At 58.3% G+C, this 18717-nt stretch carries 3 protein-coding genes (1 of these 3 running past the window's edge); 2 read left to right on the top strand and 1 reads right to left on the bottom strand.

Translation table 11 applies throughout. From position 1 onward, the window contains the following. Positions 1-485: 485 nt before the first annotated feature. Positions 486-1769, top strand: a complete 1284-nt coding sequence (locus Dpoa569_RS06090; RefSeq protein ID WP_146411159.1) for a tyrosine-type recombinase/integrase — start codon at positions 486-488, stop codon at positions 1767-1769. 245 nt (positions 1770-2014) lie between these two features. Here the strand turns inward: Dpoa569_RS06090 and Dpoa569_RS06085 are convergent, their stop codons facing one another. Further along, positions 2015-2326: a DUF736 domain-containing protein gene (locus tag Dpoa569_RS06085; protein WP_042871640.1), complete on the bottom strand. Its 312-nt coding sequence runs from the start codon at positions 2324-2326 to the stop codon at positions 2015-2017. A gap of 1542 nt (positions 2327-3868) precedes the next feature. Between Dpoa569_RS06085 and Dpoa569_RS06080 the strand changes: the two genes are divergently transcribed. Then, positions 3869-18717 carry the beginning of a non-ribosomal peptide synthase/polyketide synthase gene (locus Dpoa569_RS06080; protein WP_146411156.1) on the top strand. It continues 15799 nt past the right edge of the window, so only the first 14849 of its 30648 coding nucleotides appear in the window; its start codon is at positions 3869-3871; its stop codon lies off the right edge, out of view.

The following is an 18717-nucleotide window of genomic DNA, read 5'->3' as shown; positions in this document are numbered from 1 at the left end:
AGGTTCTCACTCATAGTGTATTCACTATCAATATACGTTCTCTTCAACAGTAGACAAAGTAAAAAATCCACTTATAACTTCATAATATGATGTTTTTAAAGCATTAAAATCATAGAAATACTGACAACTTGATGTTTAACCTAACAGTTTTGCCAAATAGCAATGGACAACAAAATATTTTCATAACAAATTGTTTTTAATTGACATTTAATTGTTAGGCATTAAATAATGACGGTAAAAATGCTGGTAAAAAATCACAGCGTTCACATAAAGCCACTAATAGCAGGAGATACAGATGAAGTTCGAGTCCAGTCAGAGGAGCCAAATTCTTGTTTTCATGCGGCTTTGCGAATCCTTATATGATTCGGATTCAATAAGTTAGCGTGAAATATCTTCACGATGCATTTTCAGTTTTCCCTCTGCATCGGGAGAATTTGGTGGTCAGATTTGGGGTCAGGTTGGTTCGATGACGGAGTGACCCCCACATGTCTCTTAATGATTCAAAAATCCGCAACGTAAAATCCTTAGCAAAACCTTTCAAAGTATCTGATTCACACGGTTTGTACCTGCTGGTTAATCCCGGTGGTTCGCGTCTCTGGTATCTCAAATATCGCATCAACGGAAAAGAATCCCGTCTTGGCTTAGGTGCTTACCCCGATGTGTCGCTGGCTGAGGCGCGTCAACAGCGTGACGGCATCCGTAAACTGCTGGCGCAGAATATCAACCCCGCACACCAGCGAGCGGCAAAAAAAGCACCCCGCTCACCAGAAAAATCATTCAGGGACGTAGCGCTGGACTGGCACAAGAGCAACCGGACATGGTCGGAGAACCATGCCGCCCGTCTGCTTGCCAGCATGAACAACCATATCTTTCCGGTCATCGGGCACCTGCCTGTTACGGAGCTGAACCCCCGTCATTTCATCAGCCTGCTGAAAGGCATCGAGAAAAAAGGGCTGCTGGAAGTGGCGTCCCGTACCCGGCAGCACCTGTGCAACATCATGCGCCATGCCGTGCATCAGGAACTGATTGAAAATAATCCGGCGGCCAGTCTGGACGGTATTATCGCCCCATCTGTTAAACGCCACTACCCTGCCCTGCCGCTGGAGCAACTACCGGAACTGTTGACTCAGATTGAGGACTACCAGCAAGGACGGGAATTAACCCGGCTGGCCGTATCGCTCACCCTGCATCTGTTTATCCGCTCCAGCGAACTGCGTTTTGCCCGCTGGTCGGAAATTGATTTCAGAAACCACATCTGGACTATTCCCGCCACCCGTGAAGCTATCCCCGGCGTGCGTTATTCCGGGCGTGGCGCGAAAATGCGTACCCCGCATATCGTTCCCCTCTCCCGTCAGTCCATCTCTATTTTGAAACAGATACGGAACATATCCGGGCATCAGGTGCTGGTATTCCCCGGTGATCACAATCCATATAAGCCGATGTGCGAAAACACGGTCAATAAAGCGTTGCGTCTGATGGGTTATGACACCAAAAATGACATCTGCGGCCACGGATTTCGGGCAATGGCTTGCAGCGCCCTGATGGAATCCGGCATGTGGTCACAAGATGCAGTTGAGCGCCAGATGAGCCATCAGGAACGCAACAGCGTGCGAGCGGCGTACATCCATAAAGCGGAATATCTGGATGCCCGAAAAGCGATGATGCAATGGTGGTCTGATTATCTGGATATGAACCGGGAAAGATACGTTGCACCCTATGTTTATGCGCAAGAATGCAGGGAGCGCGAAGTAAACCGCATCACTGGTTAGCAAAAGGTCTTCGCTATTGTCCCCTGTGCATTACTGCAGGGGACAAATCGTATTGACCACGGTTAACCTTTGGGTTCGATGCCTCGGGTCTGGCGTTATTTGCGTGGCTTACGCGTTATCCACGTAGTGAATGTCTTGTCACCATCTTTAGATGGAATGCAGTAAAAACGCATTGAGCCACAGGCTCATTGCCGGAGTAAACAGCGTATGCCCCGCCATGACTGGCGGGGTCTGGTGTCTGACCGTCAGGCCAATGGTTTGCTGCGCGACCAGATCAACTGGTGCTTGCCATCCTCTTCTTCTATCAGGCGAGCATAGAGGGTTGCCGGGAAGGAAGGATCGTCGAGCATCACCGACAGGTAAGGCCGTTCGGCCTTGCTGATTTTCTGCCATGCCGCGCCGATGTCATAACCACCGATGGTCTGAATGAGGAAGTCAGGGGCAAGCTCGCCGCCTTTGTCTCTGGGGACAAACTTGACCTTCACGTTCAGGGTCAGGGTGCGGACGGTGCCAGTGAAGCCGTTGTTTTGTGCGGTGAAGGTGCCGATGTTAGCCATGATATTGCTCCTTTCGGATTTTCAAGGTCGCGCCCGTCGCGTCCTTGTTGTGATCCGACCGGCAGGAGCCGGGCTGGCCGCATCGCTTGCGACCGCAACACCGTGAAGGACCGGAAGAGGCAAAGAATTTGCTGCGCGAGGAAGGCGCTTGCACCGGGGAAATTGTTTGCCTCTTCCGGTTGCGGCCATGAAGCCCGGCTCCTGCAAGGATTCACAACGTACGCAAGGACGCATGGGCTGACCGATCCAAAAGGCGCAATGGCTGACCCGGCTTTGCTCGCACAAGCGGCTTTACCTGTGCCTCTCCTGATGCGGTCAAGGTCATCATCCCCACGACAGGCTACTTGCCCTGCTGACCGCCCCTCGGTGCAAACAGCTTATGGCATCAATCCGGTCATCAGGCCGGACGGCATATCGGTGACGCCTCCTTCATGACCACAACGCCATCATCGCCAGTGGTCACCTCCATGCAACCTGACGCAGCAAATTATGGCAAACGAAAGCCCCCGTCATTCACGACGGGGCATCCTTTGCTGTTTGGGGTATCCTTATGGCAGCTTAGCTCGGTTCGGTATTTCCGCCTGGATAGTCGCAAACACCCTACATTCATAACCGGCCAGCCTGACATGTCAATTCCCTTAAATTAAGTCATTACCTCACATCCACGATTTAATTTTTATAAGAAATAAATTCAACATTAAGACAAATCAAAAAAACACTCACAATAAATTAAAATCATGAGCGACACCTTATTAGAAAAATGCATCATCCACACATCATTTAATATTGAAAAACAGCCATTAACCATTCCGCACCCCTTTTGCGGTCTTATATCAGTGTTGCTGACAGTTGGAGTGAACATATCAAAAACAGGCAATTACACAATTTTAATTACACCCTCCCCCGATGCATTTTCAGTATTCCCTCTGCATCGGAAGGATGTGGTGGTCAGATTGGAGGGCAGGTTATGACGGTCTATCTGCTATTAGTCATCAGAGCAAAATCAAAAAATAAGTTAACCAACCAATTTTAAATAACTCTCTACAAAAAAACTTTTTCTTTCTTAATTACCAGGATAAATCACATCGATTGAAATAATTTAAAACAACTTTATTCCCATTTAGAGCATTTGATTTTAAAAATAAAAAACCAATATGAAAATTTACATAAAACTACAAAATAAACTCACTAAGACATAAAAATATTTATTTTGCCATAAAAGCACACTCCTTACAAACGTGATGCCGTATCAAATATCGAATTGAAATTTCAAGGTCATATCACCACCAGCCCCGGCACAATCGCAGAGCCTATTGCGTTGAAATCACGTGTGTTACCCTTTGTTCTATGAGAGCTCCCTAACATCCGCCTAATCATTCCGTCATATTTAATAAACCTACGTTGTATTTAATAATGGGATTGTTAGTATGCAACACGAGCGTTACCGCTTTTTGTTTTGATTTACGTTCCTGCACCTTTATCAAAACAGGTAACTCTGAATTTTTCAAAAGGATGTGTCAGATTAAATAGGGACTAATTCATATGAGTAACAACAAAGAGCGTCGTGCATCAAACTATTCCGCCTTGTTTCCATTATCAACCGCTCAACAAGGTATCTGGTTAGCACAGGAAGTGAATCAGGATGCCCAAGCCAATGTATTCAAGGTTTCCAAATATACCGATATTGGTGGTCAGGTAGATGCCAATATATTGAAGGTGGCTATTGCTCAGGCCATTGAAGAGACCGAAGCGTTCCGATCAGTCATTGATGCCTCTGGCCCCACACCGGTACAGCGAGTGTTGAAAGCACCACGCTGGGCGTTTCCAACACTGGATTTCAGTGCCGAACAGTACCCTGAGCAATGCGCCATCCAATGGATGCGGGAAAACCTGAACCAACCTTTTGATATTGAACAAGGGCCACTTTTTTCCTTTGCCCTGCTGCGCATCGCGCCTAACCGGTTTTTCTTTTACCAGTGCGCTCACCATGTGGTGATCGATGGTTACAGTGGAACCCTGATGACACGCCGTATTGCCGATATCTACTCGGCACTGATGCAGGGGCAGCCGGTGTCAGAGCACACCTTTGGCAGCATTCAGGATTTGATGACGCTGGAGCAGGATTACCACACATCCAGCCATGTTGAGCGTGACCGTCAATACTGGCTGACGTTGATGCAAGACGCACCGGCCCCCGTCAGTCTCGCCAACCAGCAGGCACGTTGTACTGATATTGTCAGACGAGCGCGGGCTATGACCCGTCAGGAAAGCCAGCGCGTTCGTGACCTCGCCCGCCAGCACGATGCCAGCCTTGCGCAATTATTGACCGCCCTGACCGCCATTTATCTGTACCGGATGACCGGCCAGAACGACCTGGTCATGGGACTGCCGGTCACGGCGAGGATGACCCGTCAGCATCGAAGCCTGGCGGGCATGTCGTCCAATATCGTCCCGATGCGCTTAACCCTGTCAGCCGACCTGACCCTGAGCGAGTGCCTGCAACAGGTGAAAGGCCGGTTAAGCAGTGCGCTACGCCATCAACGCTACCGGGGCGAGCAGTTAAGAACCGACCTCGGCCTGGCGACAGAGAACCGGACATTTTATGCCACCGCGTTCAATTTCCTGCCGCTGTCAGGCGAGGTGACGTTCGATGGCCTGAGCACCGCCGAACACAATCTGGCCTTCGGCCCGCTGGACGACCTTTCCATCACCGTCTCCGACCTCGGTGAGCATGGCCTTGAATTTTATCTGGACGCTAACGCAGCCTTGTACAGCACCGCTGATCTGGACAGCCATCTCCAGCGTCTGCTCTGTTTTATCGCTGAGGCCGACCAGCATCAGGAGCAGCCTGTCGGCGAGCGGGAGCTGTTTGTCCCCGGCGAGCGAGCCCGCATTCTGGATCAGTGGAATGCCGTTCAGCTCGCCGGTCCTGTCAGCGACTATATCCAGCTGCCGTTTGAAGCACAGGCACGTCAACAGCCAGACGCGATAGCGTTGTCACTGAACGGTAAGACACTCAGCTATGGTGAACTGAACCGCCGGGCCAACCAGCTGGCCTGGTGGCTGCGCCAACAGGGCGTGGGGCCGGACAGTCGGGTCGGTGTCGCGCTGGAGCGCAGTCATGAACTGGTTATCGCCCTGCTGGCAACCTTGAAAGCCGGGGGTGCTTACGTGCCGCTGGACCCGGATTACCCGGAGGATCGGCTGTCCTACATGATCAATGACAGCCAGCCTGCGGTGCTGATCACCAGTCAGTCTGTCCGCGCCCGGGTCAGCCTCCTCTCTGCACAGTCAAGTGCGACTCACCTGATTGAACTGGATGGCGAAACCACACCGTGGCAACAATGCCCGACAGACAACATCAACCCCAGCGATATCGGCCTGGAGCCTCATCATCTGGCGTATGTTATCTACACCTCCGGCTCGACCGGCCAGCCCAAAGGGGTAATGAATGAGCACCGGGGCGTGGTCAACCGTCTGGCCTGGATGATTGAAGACTACGCCTTCGACGCGCAAGACATCATTCTGCAAAAAACCCCCTTCAGTTTTGATGTCTCGGTGTGGGAGTTTTTCTGTCCGTTATGGGTCGGTGCAACCCTGCTGCTGGCTAAGCCGGAGGGTCATAAAGACCCGTATTACCTGAGCACACTGATTGAACAGGCACGGGTGACCATCGCTCACTTTGTCCCGCCGATGTTGAGCCACTTTCTCAGCGTGCTGAAACCCGGCCAGTGCCCCAGTCTGCGAGCGATATTCTGTAGCGGGGAAGCCCTGCCTGCCGCCACCATCAGGCAAACGGGTAGATATTTGCCCCACACTGAACTGCACAACCTGTATGGGCCGACGGAAGCCGCCGTGGACGTCACCGGCTGGGCCTGCGCCTATGATACCGACAGCGTGCTGGTCTCCATCGGTCGGCCCAAAGCCAATGTTCGTATGTATATTCTCGACCCGCAGGGACGCCCGGTTCCTGTCGGGGTGGTGGGTGAACTCCATATTGGCGGGGTACAGGTTGCGCGCGGCTACCTGAACCGGCCAGAACTGAGTGCCGAACGTTTCATTCCCGACCCGTTTTCCTCTACACCCGGCGCACGCCTGTATAAGACAGGTGATCTGGGGCGCTGGCACGCCGATGGCACCATTGACTATCTCGGCCGCAACGACTTTCAGATCAAGATTCGCGGTTTTCGCATCGAGCTGGGTGAAATTGAGTCCTGCGCACGCCACTGTGCCGGTGTTACTGACGTCATCGTCATGGCCCGAGCGGATCAACACCATCAGCCACGGCTGATTGCCTGGTTTACCGGTCATGCAGGAGTAGCCGAGCTACATGCACATCTTGCCGCGCAGTTACCGGTTCATATGTTGCCGGGCGCGTATATTCACCTCGATACTCTGCCGCTAACGCCGAATGGTAAGGTCGATCGCAAGGCCCTGCCGGAGCCCACTGAGCACGATGTGGTGCGCACCGAATACGAAGCCCCACAGGGTGAGCGCGAACAGCTTTTGGCGACTCTCTGGCAGGATCTGCTCGGTATCGACCACGTTGGTCGCCAGGATCATTTCTTCGCACTGGGCGGCCATTCCCTGCTGGCGATTACCTTGCTCGAACGTTTGCGCCGGGCCGGTTATACGCTCTCTGTCAGCCAGTTGTTCAAACAGCCAACACTGGCCGCTCTCGCCGCCACACTAACCCAAACCATCACGACCGACGCCGTACCGGCCAATCAGATCCCCCTGCATGCAGAACAGATCACCCCGGCCATGCTGCCGCTGGTGGCCCTGACGCAGTCGCAGATCGATACCGTCGTGGCCACCGTGCCGGGCGGTGCCCGTAATGTGCAGGATATCTACCCACTGGCACCGTTACAGACCGGCATTCTGTTCCACCATCTGCTGCAACCGGTGGGGGATGCCTATATCACCCGTTCCATCCTGAGCTTTGAGGCACAAGCCGGGCTGGATAACTTTGTCTCGGCATTACAGGCGGTGATCCAGCGCCACGATATTCTGCGCACAGCGGTCGTCTGGGAAGGGCTGGACGAGGCCGTGCAGGTGGTCTGGCGCGACGCGCTGATGCCGTTGGAAACGCTGGTTATCCAGTCCGACGATGTTATCGGGGCGCTGCACCAGAGATTCGATCCGACACGTTTATCCATGAACCTTGCTCAGGCACCGATGATCGAGGGGTATCAGGTCGCCGACCCGGCCAATAACCGCTGGCTGTTGTGCCTGCTGCACCACCATTTGTGTATGGACCACACCACGCTGGAGCTGCTGCTCGAAGAGGTGCAGGTGCACCTGTTGGGTCGTGCCGATCAGCTACCCACTCCGCTGCCGTTCCGGCAGTTTGTCGCCCTCGCCCGTCAACAAACGGCTATACCGGCACAACAGTCGGCACAGCAGGACTATTTCCGGGCACAACTCGGGGATATTGACATGCCCTGTGCGCCGTTCGGGCTGCTCGATAGCCAAGGTGATGGTCAGGACGTCGGGCGCATTGAAGAATGTCATTTACCGCTTGAAAGCGAACTGGCACAACGGCTTCGGATGCAGTCTCAGCAACGTGGCGTCACTGTAGCCAGCCTGTTCCATCTGGCGTGGGGTCGCGTGGTACAGGCCACCACCGGGCAGGATAACGTCGTGTTCGGCACCGTACTGTTCGGCCGTATGGCCGGTGGTGAAGGCGCTGATCGGGTGCTGGGCATGTTCCTGAATACCCTGCCATTGCGCCTGTCGCTGGGACAGGTCAGTGTCGAACAGGCGCTGCGTCAGACGCAAGACAGCCTGGCCGACCTGCTGAACGTCGAGCACGCCTCGCTGGCTGAAATTCAACAATACAGTGGCGTTGATGCACAAAGCCCGCTGTTCACCAGCCTGCTCAACTACCGTTACGACGGCGGCAGTCAGCAACTGGACACGACGGAGCGGTCCGGCATCACGGGGATGCACATTCTGTTCAGTCAGGAACGTACCCACTACCCGGTTAATATCTCGGTCAATGACCACCGCGGTGTGGACTTCAGTCTGGATGTTCAGGTCGACCAACGCATTGGCGCAGCACGCGCCGGTCAGATGATGCTGGCAGCGTTGGCAGAGCTGGCTAAGGCATTAGAGCAGACACCCGAGCAGCCCGTACCGGCGCTGAATATCCTGCCGGATGCAGAACGCCAGCAGGTGCTGTACGGCTTTAATGACACCGAGGCGGACTTCCCGACCGATCAGTGCATCCATGAACGGTTTGAGCAGCAGGTCGCGCGCACACCGGATGCCATCGCCGTGGTCTTCGAAGGGCAGTCACTGAGCTATCGCGAGCTGAATGAACAGGCCAACCAACTGGCACACTGGCTGATTGAATTGGGTGTCAAACCGGATAATCGTGTGGCGATTGCACTGGAGCGCCGCCCAGAGCTTATTGTGGCACTGCTAGCGACCCTGAAAGCCGGTGGGGCCTATGTGCCGATTGACCCGGGTTATGCCTCACAACGATTAAGCGACATGCTGGCCGACAGTGCGCGGGTGGCGCTGATTACCACCCGCGCGGTACGCACTGCACTCATCACGCAGACCACCGCTGAGCTGGCGGTTGTCGAACTGGACAGTGAGATCGAACGGGAAAGTAACGCCCAGCCGTGGGCCACCTGCCCGACTGACAATATCGCACCGGCGACCCTCGGCCTGACACCGCGTCATCTGGCCTACGTCATCTACACCTCCGGCTCCACCGGTCGACCCAAAGGTGTCATGATCGAACATCGCAGCCTGATGAACTACCTGCACTGGAGCCTGCAAACCTACCCGGACACCGCCGGTGACCGCGTCCCGATGAACTCCTCCATCGGTTTTGATGCCACCATTACCAGTGTATTTGTACCGATTCTGGTCGGTAAAACGCTGTATATCGTCGACAGTCAGGATGAAATCACGTCGCTGTACCATGCGCTGGTGTCCGGCGAGCCGTTCAGTTTTATCAAGCTGACGCCCTCCTATCTGGATGCATTAAGCCGTCTGCTGATCAGTGATCCGAACGGTGTCGACATCGCCACGCTGCCCGGTTTGCAGCAATTCATTCTCGGCGGGGAAGCCGTGCTGGAGCGCCATGTGAGTTTCTGGCGGCAGCATCGGCCCGATGTGCGCATCGTGAACGAATACGGCCCGACCGAGACCGTGGTGGGGTGTTGTATGCATACACTGACCGATCTGTGCAGCACCGGTACAGTGCCGATCGGCCGTCCGATCGCCAATACCCGGATGTATATTCTGGATGAACACCGTCAGCCGGTGCCTGTTGGGGTGGTGGGTGAAATCTATATCGGTGGGATGGGGGTGGCACGCGGCTACCTGAACCGCCCCGACCTGACAGCGGAGCGTTTTCTGGATGATCCGTTTGCTCACGAGCCGGGTGCACGGATGTACCGCGCGGGTGACCTCGCACGCTGGAATGCTGACGGCACCCTTGACTACCTCGGCCGTAACGATTTTCAGGTCAAAATTCGCGGCTTTCGTATTGAGCCCGGCGAAGTTGAATCGGCATTGCAGTCATGCGACGGGGTCAGTGACGCGGTGGTCGTCGCCCAACGCACCGATACCGGCGATCACCGTCTGGTGGCCTATTACACGCTCTCGGATACATCCGTTTCAGAGGCATCCATTTCAGAGGCATCCGTTTCCATTGAGGCACTGAAACAGCAGCTCGCGCGCCGTCTGCCTGATTTTATGGTGCCGTCGGCCTATGTGCCGCTGGCGCAGATACCGCTGACCCGGCATGGCAAGGTGGACCGCAACGCCCTGCCCGCGCCGGATGACAGCGCCTTTGTCCGTACCACCTATGAGGCACCGCAAACCGCCACCGAACAGGCGATTGCCACGATATGGCAGGACCTGCTGGGCATTGAACGCATCGGGCGGCAGGATCACTTCTTCGAGCTCGGCGGCCACTCCCTGCTGGCGATTAAGCTTATCGAACGCCTGCGTCGGGCGGGGTATACGCTCGCCGTCAGCGAACTGTTCAGGCAGCCGACGCTGGCCGCACTGGCCGCCACGCTGACAGCCAGCACCACCGCCGACAGCGTACCGGCCAATCTGATCCCCCTGCATTGTGAACAGATCACCCCGGCCATGCTGCCGCTGGTGGCATTAACGCAGACGCAGATCGATGCCGTGGTGGCGACCGTGCCGGGCGGTGCACATAATGTGCAGGATATCTACCCGCTGGCACCACTCCAGACCGGTATTCTGTTCCACCATCTGCTGCAACCGGTGGGGGATGTCTATATCACGCGCTCCATCCTCAGCTTTGAGGAAAAGGACAGGCTGGATCATTTCATTGCCGCCTTGCAGGCCGTCATTCAGCGTCACGACATTCTGCGCACAGCGGTCGTCTGGGAAGGGCTGGACGAGGCCGTGCAGGTGGTCTGGCGCGAGGCACTGATGCCGGTGGAAACGCTGGAAATCAGCGCCGACGGTGTCGCCAACGCCCTGCAACAGCGCTTTACCCCGGCGCAGTTGCAGATGAATGTCACGCTGGCACCGATGATCCAAAGTTATCAGGTCGCTGACCCGGCCAATAACCGCTGGCTGCTGTGCCTGCTGCACCACCACCTGTGCATGGACCACACCACACTGGAGCTGCTGCTCGAAGAAGTGCAGGCGCACCTTGAAGGCAAAGCCGACCAGTTACCGGCCCCGCTGCCATTCCGGCAGTTTGTCGCCCTCGCCCGTCAGCAGACGGCTATACCGGCACAACAATCGGCACAGCAGGAGTATTTCCACACACAGCTCGGCGATATTGACGAACCCTGCGCCCCGTTCGGGCTGCGGGATAGCCAGGGCAGCGGTCGGCACATCGACGAACATCACCTGTCATTGTCAGACAGATTAGGACAACGGCTGCGGACACAGTCACAACGGTACGGTGTCACCGTAGCCAGCCTGTTCCATCTCGCCTGGGGACGCGTGGTGCAGGCCACCACCGGGCAGGACAATGTCGTGTTCGGCACGGTGCTGTTTGGCCGTATGGCCGGTGGTGAAGGCGCTGACCGGGTGCTGGGCATGTTCCTGAACACCCTGCCGTTGCGACTGTCGCTGGCGCAGGTGAGTGTTGAACAGGCGCTGCGCCAGACGCACGACAGCCTGGCCGGGCTACTGCGTTTTGAACACGCCTCGCTGGCTGAAATTCAGCAATACAGCGGCGTTGATGCCCAAAGTCCGCTGTTCACCAGCCTGCTCAATTACCGCTACGACGGCGGCAGTCAGCAACTGGATACCACGCAGCGCTCTGGCATCGACGGTATGCACATTCTGTTCAGTCAGGAACGCTCCAATTACCCGGTCGACCTTTCGGTCAATGACCACGGCGGCAAACACTTTAGCCTTGATGTTCAGGTCGACCCGCGCATCGGTGCCGAACGGGTGGGTCAGATGCTCCTGACGACGTTGAACGCGCTGATCGACGCGCTGGAACACACCCCGACGCAGGCAACCAACACGCTGCCCGTGCTGCCAGACGCGGAACGCCAGCGGGTGCTGTACGATTTCAATGCAACCCATACCGTATTCCCGTCAGGCCTGTGTGTGCATGAGCTGTTTGAGCAGCAAGTCGAGCAGCAACCGGATGCCACGGCGGTGGTTTTCAACGAACAGTCATTGAGTTACGGTGAACTGAACCGCCGGGCGAATCAACTGGCGCATCGGTTGGTTGAATTGGGTGTCAGGCCGGATAATCGCGTAGCGATTGCCCTGGAGCGCAGCCCTGAACTGATCGTGGCCCTGCTGGCAACGTTAAAAGCCGGTGGGGCCTATGTGCCGCTGGATACCACCTACCCGCCAGAGCGTTTAGGCTACATGCTGGCCGACAGTGAACCGGTGGCGCTGATCACCACATCCGCCCTGCGCGCGCAGCTGACCTGCCTGTCTGCCGACACAGCAACACCACACGCCGTGATTGAACTGGAGCAGGCGTCGCCGCGTCAGACTGTCTACCCGACCGATAATATCCCCCCGGCGCGACTGGGCCTGACACCGGCACATCTGGCCTATGTGATTTATACCTCCGGCTCGACCGGAAAACCGAAAGGTGTGATGATCGAGCATCGTCATGTCGCGCATCTGGCGATGTCTCAGGCGCAGTATTGTGCGCTGACCAAACACGACCGCGTGGTTCAGTTTGCCAACATCGGCTTTGACTATTCCGTGGCCGATATTTTCGGCTCGCTGTGCTGCGGTGCCACGCTGGTACTGCGCACCGATGACTGGATAAGCAGCATGGAAGCCTTCTGGCAATACTGCCGTGCGTACCGCATCACCTACGCGGATATCCCCACCCAGTTCTGGAAACAACTGTGTCACGCCGGATTGGCGCTGCCTGAAACACTGCGAATTGTCTGCACCGGAGGTGAAGCCGCACCAGAAGCGGCAGTACAGAGCTGGTTTGAGCATTACCCTGAAGGCCCGGCGCTGCTCAACTTCTACGGCCCGACGGAAGCAACGGTGAATACCACCGCCCTGCGCTTTCAACCGCAGGATACGGCGGCGATCTCTATCGGTCGGCCACTGGCCAATATGGCAATCTACATTCTTGACGCAGCCGGACAACCGGTGCCGGTCGGTGTCGAAGGGGAACTCTATATCGGCGGCGTGCAAGTGGCGCGAGGCTACCTGAACAAGCCGGAATTGAGTGCCGAACGCTTCCTGGATGACCCGTTCTCAACCGAGCCGAACGCACGCATGTACCGCACCGGCGATCTGGGCCGCTGGTACGCCGATGGTCGCATCGATTATCTGGGTCGTAACGATGATCAGGTCAAGATCCGCGGTTTCCGGGTCGAACTCGGTGAAATAGAAACCTGCCTGCGGTCGGACGCGGGTGTGAGCGACACCGTGGTCATGATCCGCCGCGGCGCTCAGGGTGAACAGCGTCTGATCGCCTGGTATGTCGGCAACGCTACCGCTGAAATACTGCGTGCGCATGTGACGGCGCACCTGCCTGCGTATATGGTGCCGTCGGCCTATGTGCAGCTCAGCGCGCTGCCGCTGACGCCGAACGGCAAGGTCGATCGCAAAGCCTTACCCGCCCCGGATGACAACGCCTTTGCCCGCACCGACTACGAGGCACCGCAAACCTCAACCGAACAGGCGATTGCCACGATATGGCAGGACCTGCTGGGGATTGAACGTATCGGTCGGCAGGATCATTTCTTCGAACTCGGTGGCCACTCCCTGCTGGCGATTAAACTGGCTGAACGCCTGCGCCGCGCCGGGTATACCCTCTCCGTCAGTGAACTGTTCAGACAGCCGACGCTGGCCGCACTGGCGACTACGTTGACCTCCACCACCACGACCGACGCCGTACCGGCCAATCTGATCCCTCTGCAGTGTGAACAGATCACCCCAGCCATGCTGCCGCTGGTGGCATTAACGCAGGCGCAGATCGATGCCGTAGTGGCCACCGTGCCGGGCGGTGCCCGTAATGTGCAGGATATCTACCCGCTGGCCCCCCTGCAGACCGGTATTCTGTTTCACCATCTGCTGACCCCTGTCGGCGATGCCTATATTTCTCCGCTGATGTTGAGTTTCAGCGATGAAAACCGACTGACCGAATTCCTCAACGCCTTGCAGGCCGTCATTCAACGCCACGACATTCTGCGCACGGCGATTGTCTGGGAAGGGCTGGACGACGCCGTACAGGTGGTCTGGCGCGAGGCCGTGATGCCGGTGGAAACGCTGGTTATCCAGTCCGATGATGTCGCCGATGCCCTGCAGCAGCGCTTTACTCCGGCGCAGTTGCAGATGAACATCACTCAGGCCCCGATGACCCAGAGTTATCAGGCTGCCGACCCGGCCAATGACCGCTGGCTGCTGTGCCTGCTGCACCACCATTTGTGCATGGATCACACCACGCTGGAGCTGCTGCTCGAAGAGGTGCAGGCACACCTGCAGGGCCGCGCCGACCAGCTACCGGCCCCGCTGCCGTTCCGGCAGTTTGTCGCCCTCGCCCGTCGGCAGACGGATGCGCAGGCTCAGCAGGACTATTTCCGGGCACAGCTCGGGGATATTGACGCGCCCTGCGCCCCGTTCGGGCTGCTCGATGTTCAGGGTAGCGGTCAGTACATGGATGAACACCATCTGCCGCTGCCCGACGCCCTGGGGCAACGGCTGCGGGCACTGTCACAACAGCGCGGCATCAGCGTCACCAGCCTGTTCCATCTCGCCTGGGGCCGTGTGGTGCAGGCCACCACCGGGCAGGACAATGTCGTGTTCGGCACGGTACTGTTCGGGCGTATGGCCGGAGGTGACGGCGCTGACCGGGTGCTGGGCATGTTCCTGAACACCCTGCCGTTGCGCCTGTCGCTGGGTCAGGTCAGCGTCGAACAGGCACTGCGCCAGACGCACGATGGCCTGGCCGGACTGCTGGCTCATGAGCACGCCTCGCTGGCCGATGTCCAGCAATACAGTGGCGTTGACGCCCAGAGCCCACTGTTCACCAGCCTGCTCAACTACCGCTATAACGGCGGCAACGAGCAGACGGAGGTACAAACGGAGCTGGATGGCATCGACGTGCTGTTCAGTCAGGAGCGCACCAACTACCCGGTCAACGTATCGGTGAACGATCAGGGCGCGGCGGGCTTCAGTCTCGATATTCAGGTTGCAGAGGGTATCGGTGCGGCACGTGTCGGTGAAATGATACTGCTCACCCTGACGGCACTGGCTGACGCACTGGCACAGGCACCGACACAACCGGTACATGCCCTGACAGTGCTGCCGGACGCCGAACGCCAGCAGGTGCTGCTCAGCTTTAATGACACGGCGGCAGACTTCCCGGCAGATATCTGTATCCATCAGTTGTTCGAACAGCAGGCCGCACATTCACCGGACGCCGTCGCTGTGGTCTTTGACGGCGAATCACTGCGCTATGGCGAGCTGAACCACCGTGCCAATCAGCTGGCGTACTGGCTGATTGAACAGGGTGTCAGGCCGGATGACCGGGTGGCGATTGCACTGGAGCGCAGCATCGAGCTGGTGGTGGCGCTGCTGGCAACGCTGAAAGCCGGTGGGGCTTATGTCCCGCTCGACCCGGCCTACCCACCAGAGCGACTGCAGTACATGCTGGCCGACAGCGCACCGGTGGTGCTGATCACCACTACCACACTGAATAGCCAGATAGCCGCCGACTGCCCGGTGATTGCGCTGGATATGCCGGAACAACCGTGGGCCACCTGCCCGGCTGACAACATCAGCCCGGCAGCGGTGGGCCTGACGCCGCATCATCTGGCCTATATCATCTACACCTCCGGCTCCACCGGGCTGCCGAAAGGGGTACAGGTCGAGCACGGCAGCGTGGTCAACCTGTGGGCCGGGCTGGAACAGGCGGTTTACCATGACGCCGCGTTGCGGCGCGTCAGCCTCAACGCCTCACCGTCCTTTGATGCCTCGGTGCAGCAGCTGGTGCAACTGGCCTCAGGCCGCACGCTGGTGATTGTGCCCGACGCGATACGCCAGAACGGTGAACAACTGCGCGAGTGGATGACGCAGCAGGCGCTGGATGTCTTTGACTGTACGCCGTCACAGCTGGCGCTGCTGATGGCCGCCGGGCCGTTACCGCCGTCACTGCGCACGGTCCTGCTCGGTGGTGAAGCCATCGGTGCCGCGCAGTGGCAGGCGCTGGCCTCGCTGGAAGGCATCACATGCCATAACGTCTACGGCCCGACCGAATGTACCGTGGACAGTACCCATACGCGTATCACCGGGCAAACAACCCGCCCGCATATCGGCCGCCCGATGGCCAACCGCCGGGTTTACCTGCTGGATGCGAATCACCAGCCGGTGCCGGTCGGGGTGACCGGTGAAATCTATATCGGTGGCGTCGGTGTGGCGCGCGGTTACCTGAACCGTCCCGACCTTACCGCCGAGCGCTTCCTCACCGATCCGTTTTCGACCGCGCCGAATGCGCGGATGTACAAGACAAGCGATGTGGGCCGCTGGCATGCCGACGGCACTATCGACTATCTGGGTCGTAATGACGAGCAGGTCAAGATCCGTGGTTTCCGTATTGAACCCGGTGAAATCGCCGCCGTGCTGACTACCTGCGTCGGCGTCACCGATGCCGTGGTGACGGTCAGCCCTGACCAGCAACTGCTGGCCTACTATATTAGTGATGAAACTATTAGCAATGACACTGAAATTAGCGATGACAGTAAAGTCACAACGGAGGCACTAAAAGCGCAACTGGCACAGCGCCTGCCTGCGCATATGGTGCCGTCTGCCTATGTACGGCTGGACCGGATCCCGCTGACACAAAACGGCAAGGTGGACCGCAAGGCCCTGCCCGCCCCGGATGACAGCTCTTTTGTTCGTACTGCCTACGAAGCCCCGCAGGGCGAGACCGAACTGGCACTGGCCGCCATCTGGCAGCGCCTGCTCGGCATTGAACGCGTCGGGCGGCAGGACCACTTCTTCGAGCTCGGCGGCCATTCCCTGCTGGCGGTGCGGCTGGTCTCCCATATCCGCTCCACACTTAACCGTGAACTGCCGCTGGCGCAGCTGTTTGCCCACCCGACGCTGCAGGCACTGGCTGCGGTACTGCAGGACGCTGCCCCACAGACCCTGTCGGCCATCACACTGCTGCCCGATGAGGTTACCCCGCCGCTGTCACTGGCCCAGCAGCGCCTCTGGTTCCTGACCCAGCTCGACCCGGCCGCCAGCGCCGCCTATGTGATTCAGGGCGCGGTGCAGTTGCACGGTGCGCTTAACGTCTCCGCACTGACCCGGGCGCTGGACCGCATCATGGCCCGTCATGCCCCCCTGCGCACCCGCTTTGAGCCGGTAGAGGGCGACGCCGTTCAGGTCATCGACCCCGCCGGTCTGCGACCGTTCCCGCTGGCGATAATCACCGTGGCACCCGGCGACGCGCTGCCGGTCTTCGCCCCGGTGTTTGACCTGCGCACCGGCCCGCTGGTGCAGGGGCAACTGCTCCGTGTGGCGGCACAGACCCACCTGCTGCGGCTGGCACTGCACCACCTCATTGCCGATGGCTGGTCAGTCAGCCTGTTTATCAGCGAACTCAGCACCCTGTACGCCGCCTTTAACGCCGGTCAGCCCGACCCGCTGCCGCCCCTGCGTATCCGTTATGGCGATTACGCCGCCTGGCAGCGCCAGCACCTGCAGGGCGCGGTCCTGCAGCGTCAGCAACAGTACTGGGTCGACCACCTTCGCGGCGCGCCGGACTGCCTGACGCTGCCCGCCGACCACCCGCGCCCGCCAACACAGCGTTACGACGGTGCCACCGTGGCGTTTACGCTGGAGCGCGAGCTGACCGACGCGCTGCACGCGCTGGGCCGTCGTCACGGCACCACGCTGTTCATGACCCTGCTGGCAGGCTGGGCCGCCCTGCTGGGCCGCCTCGCCGGGCAGGACGATGTCGTTATCGGCACCCCGGTTGCCGGGCGTACCCGCACCGAGCTGGAGGGGCTGATTGGCATGTTCGTCAATACCCAGCCGCTGCGCATCGATTTGTCCGGGGATATCGATACCGCCACCCTGCTGGCCCGTGTCAGGGAAACCGTGATTGCCGCGCAGGCCCATCAGGACCTGCCGTTCGAGCAGATTGTCGAAGCCGTCGCCCCCGCCCGCAGTCTGGCCCACAGCCCGCTCTTCCAGGTGGTGTTCGGTGTCCAGAACACCCCGCCTGCCACGCTGGCGCTGGACGGGCTGACGCTGACGCCGCTGACACCGGACAGCGACACCGCCCAGTTTGACCTGAGTCTGGACATCACCGAAAGCGACAGCGGCCTGAGCGGCCAGCTGAACTACGCCACGGCGCTGTTTGAAGCCCGCACCATCCGGCGTTTCCTGGCCTACTGGCAGACGCTGCTGCGCGCCATGGTGGCCGACCGCCATCAGCCGGTGGCGCAGATAGCGCTGCTGCCGGATGCCGAACGTCAGCAGGTGCTGCACGGCTTTAATGACACCGTCGCTACGTTCCCAACCGGGGTCTGCATTCATCAGCTGGTTGAGCAGCAGGCCGCACATTCACCGGATGCCGTCGCCGTGGTCTTTGACGGCGAATCGCTGAGCTATGGCGAACTGAACCGCCGGGCGAATCAGCTGGCGTACTGGCTGACTGAACAGGGTGTCAGGCCGGATGACCGGGTGGCGATTGCACTGGAGCGCAGCATCGATCTGGTGGTGGCGCTGCTGGCAACGCTGAAAGCCGGTGGGGCCTATGTCCCGCTCGACCCGGCCTACCCGACAGCACGCCTGCAGTACATGCTGGCCGACAGCGCACCGGTGGTGCTGATCACCACTACCGCGCTGAATAGCCAGATAGCCGCCAACTGCCCGATGATTGCGCTGGATACGCCGGTACAACCGTGGGCCACCTGCCCGGCCGACAA

Origin of the sequence: Dickeya poaceiphila (assembly GCF_007858975.2) — a bacterium.
Lineage (GTDB): Bacteria > Pseudomonadota > Gammaproteobacteria > Enterobacterales > Enterobacteriaceae > Dickeya > Dickeya poaceiphila.
The sequence above is the reverse complement of the archived record's forward strand: the minus strand, read 5'-3'. Positions and strand labels throughout refer to the sequence as shown.

Coding starts and splice junctions, on each gene's coding strand:
- Dpoa569_RS06085 (WP_042871640.1), bottom strand. CDS start 2,326: ATGGCTAACATCGGCACCTTCACCGCACAAAACAACGGCTTCACTGGC.
- Dpoa569_RS06090 (WP_146411159.1), top strand. CDS start 486: ATGTCTCTTAATGATTCAAAAATCCGCAACGTAAAATCCTTAGCAAAA.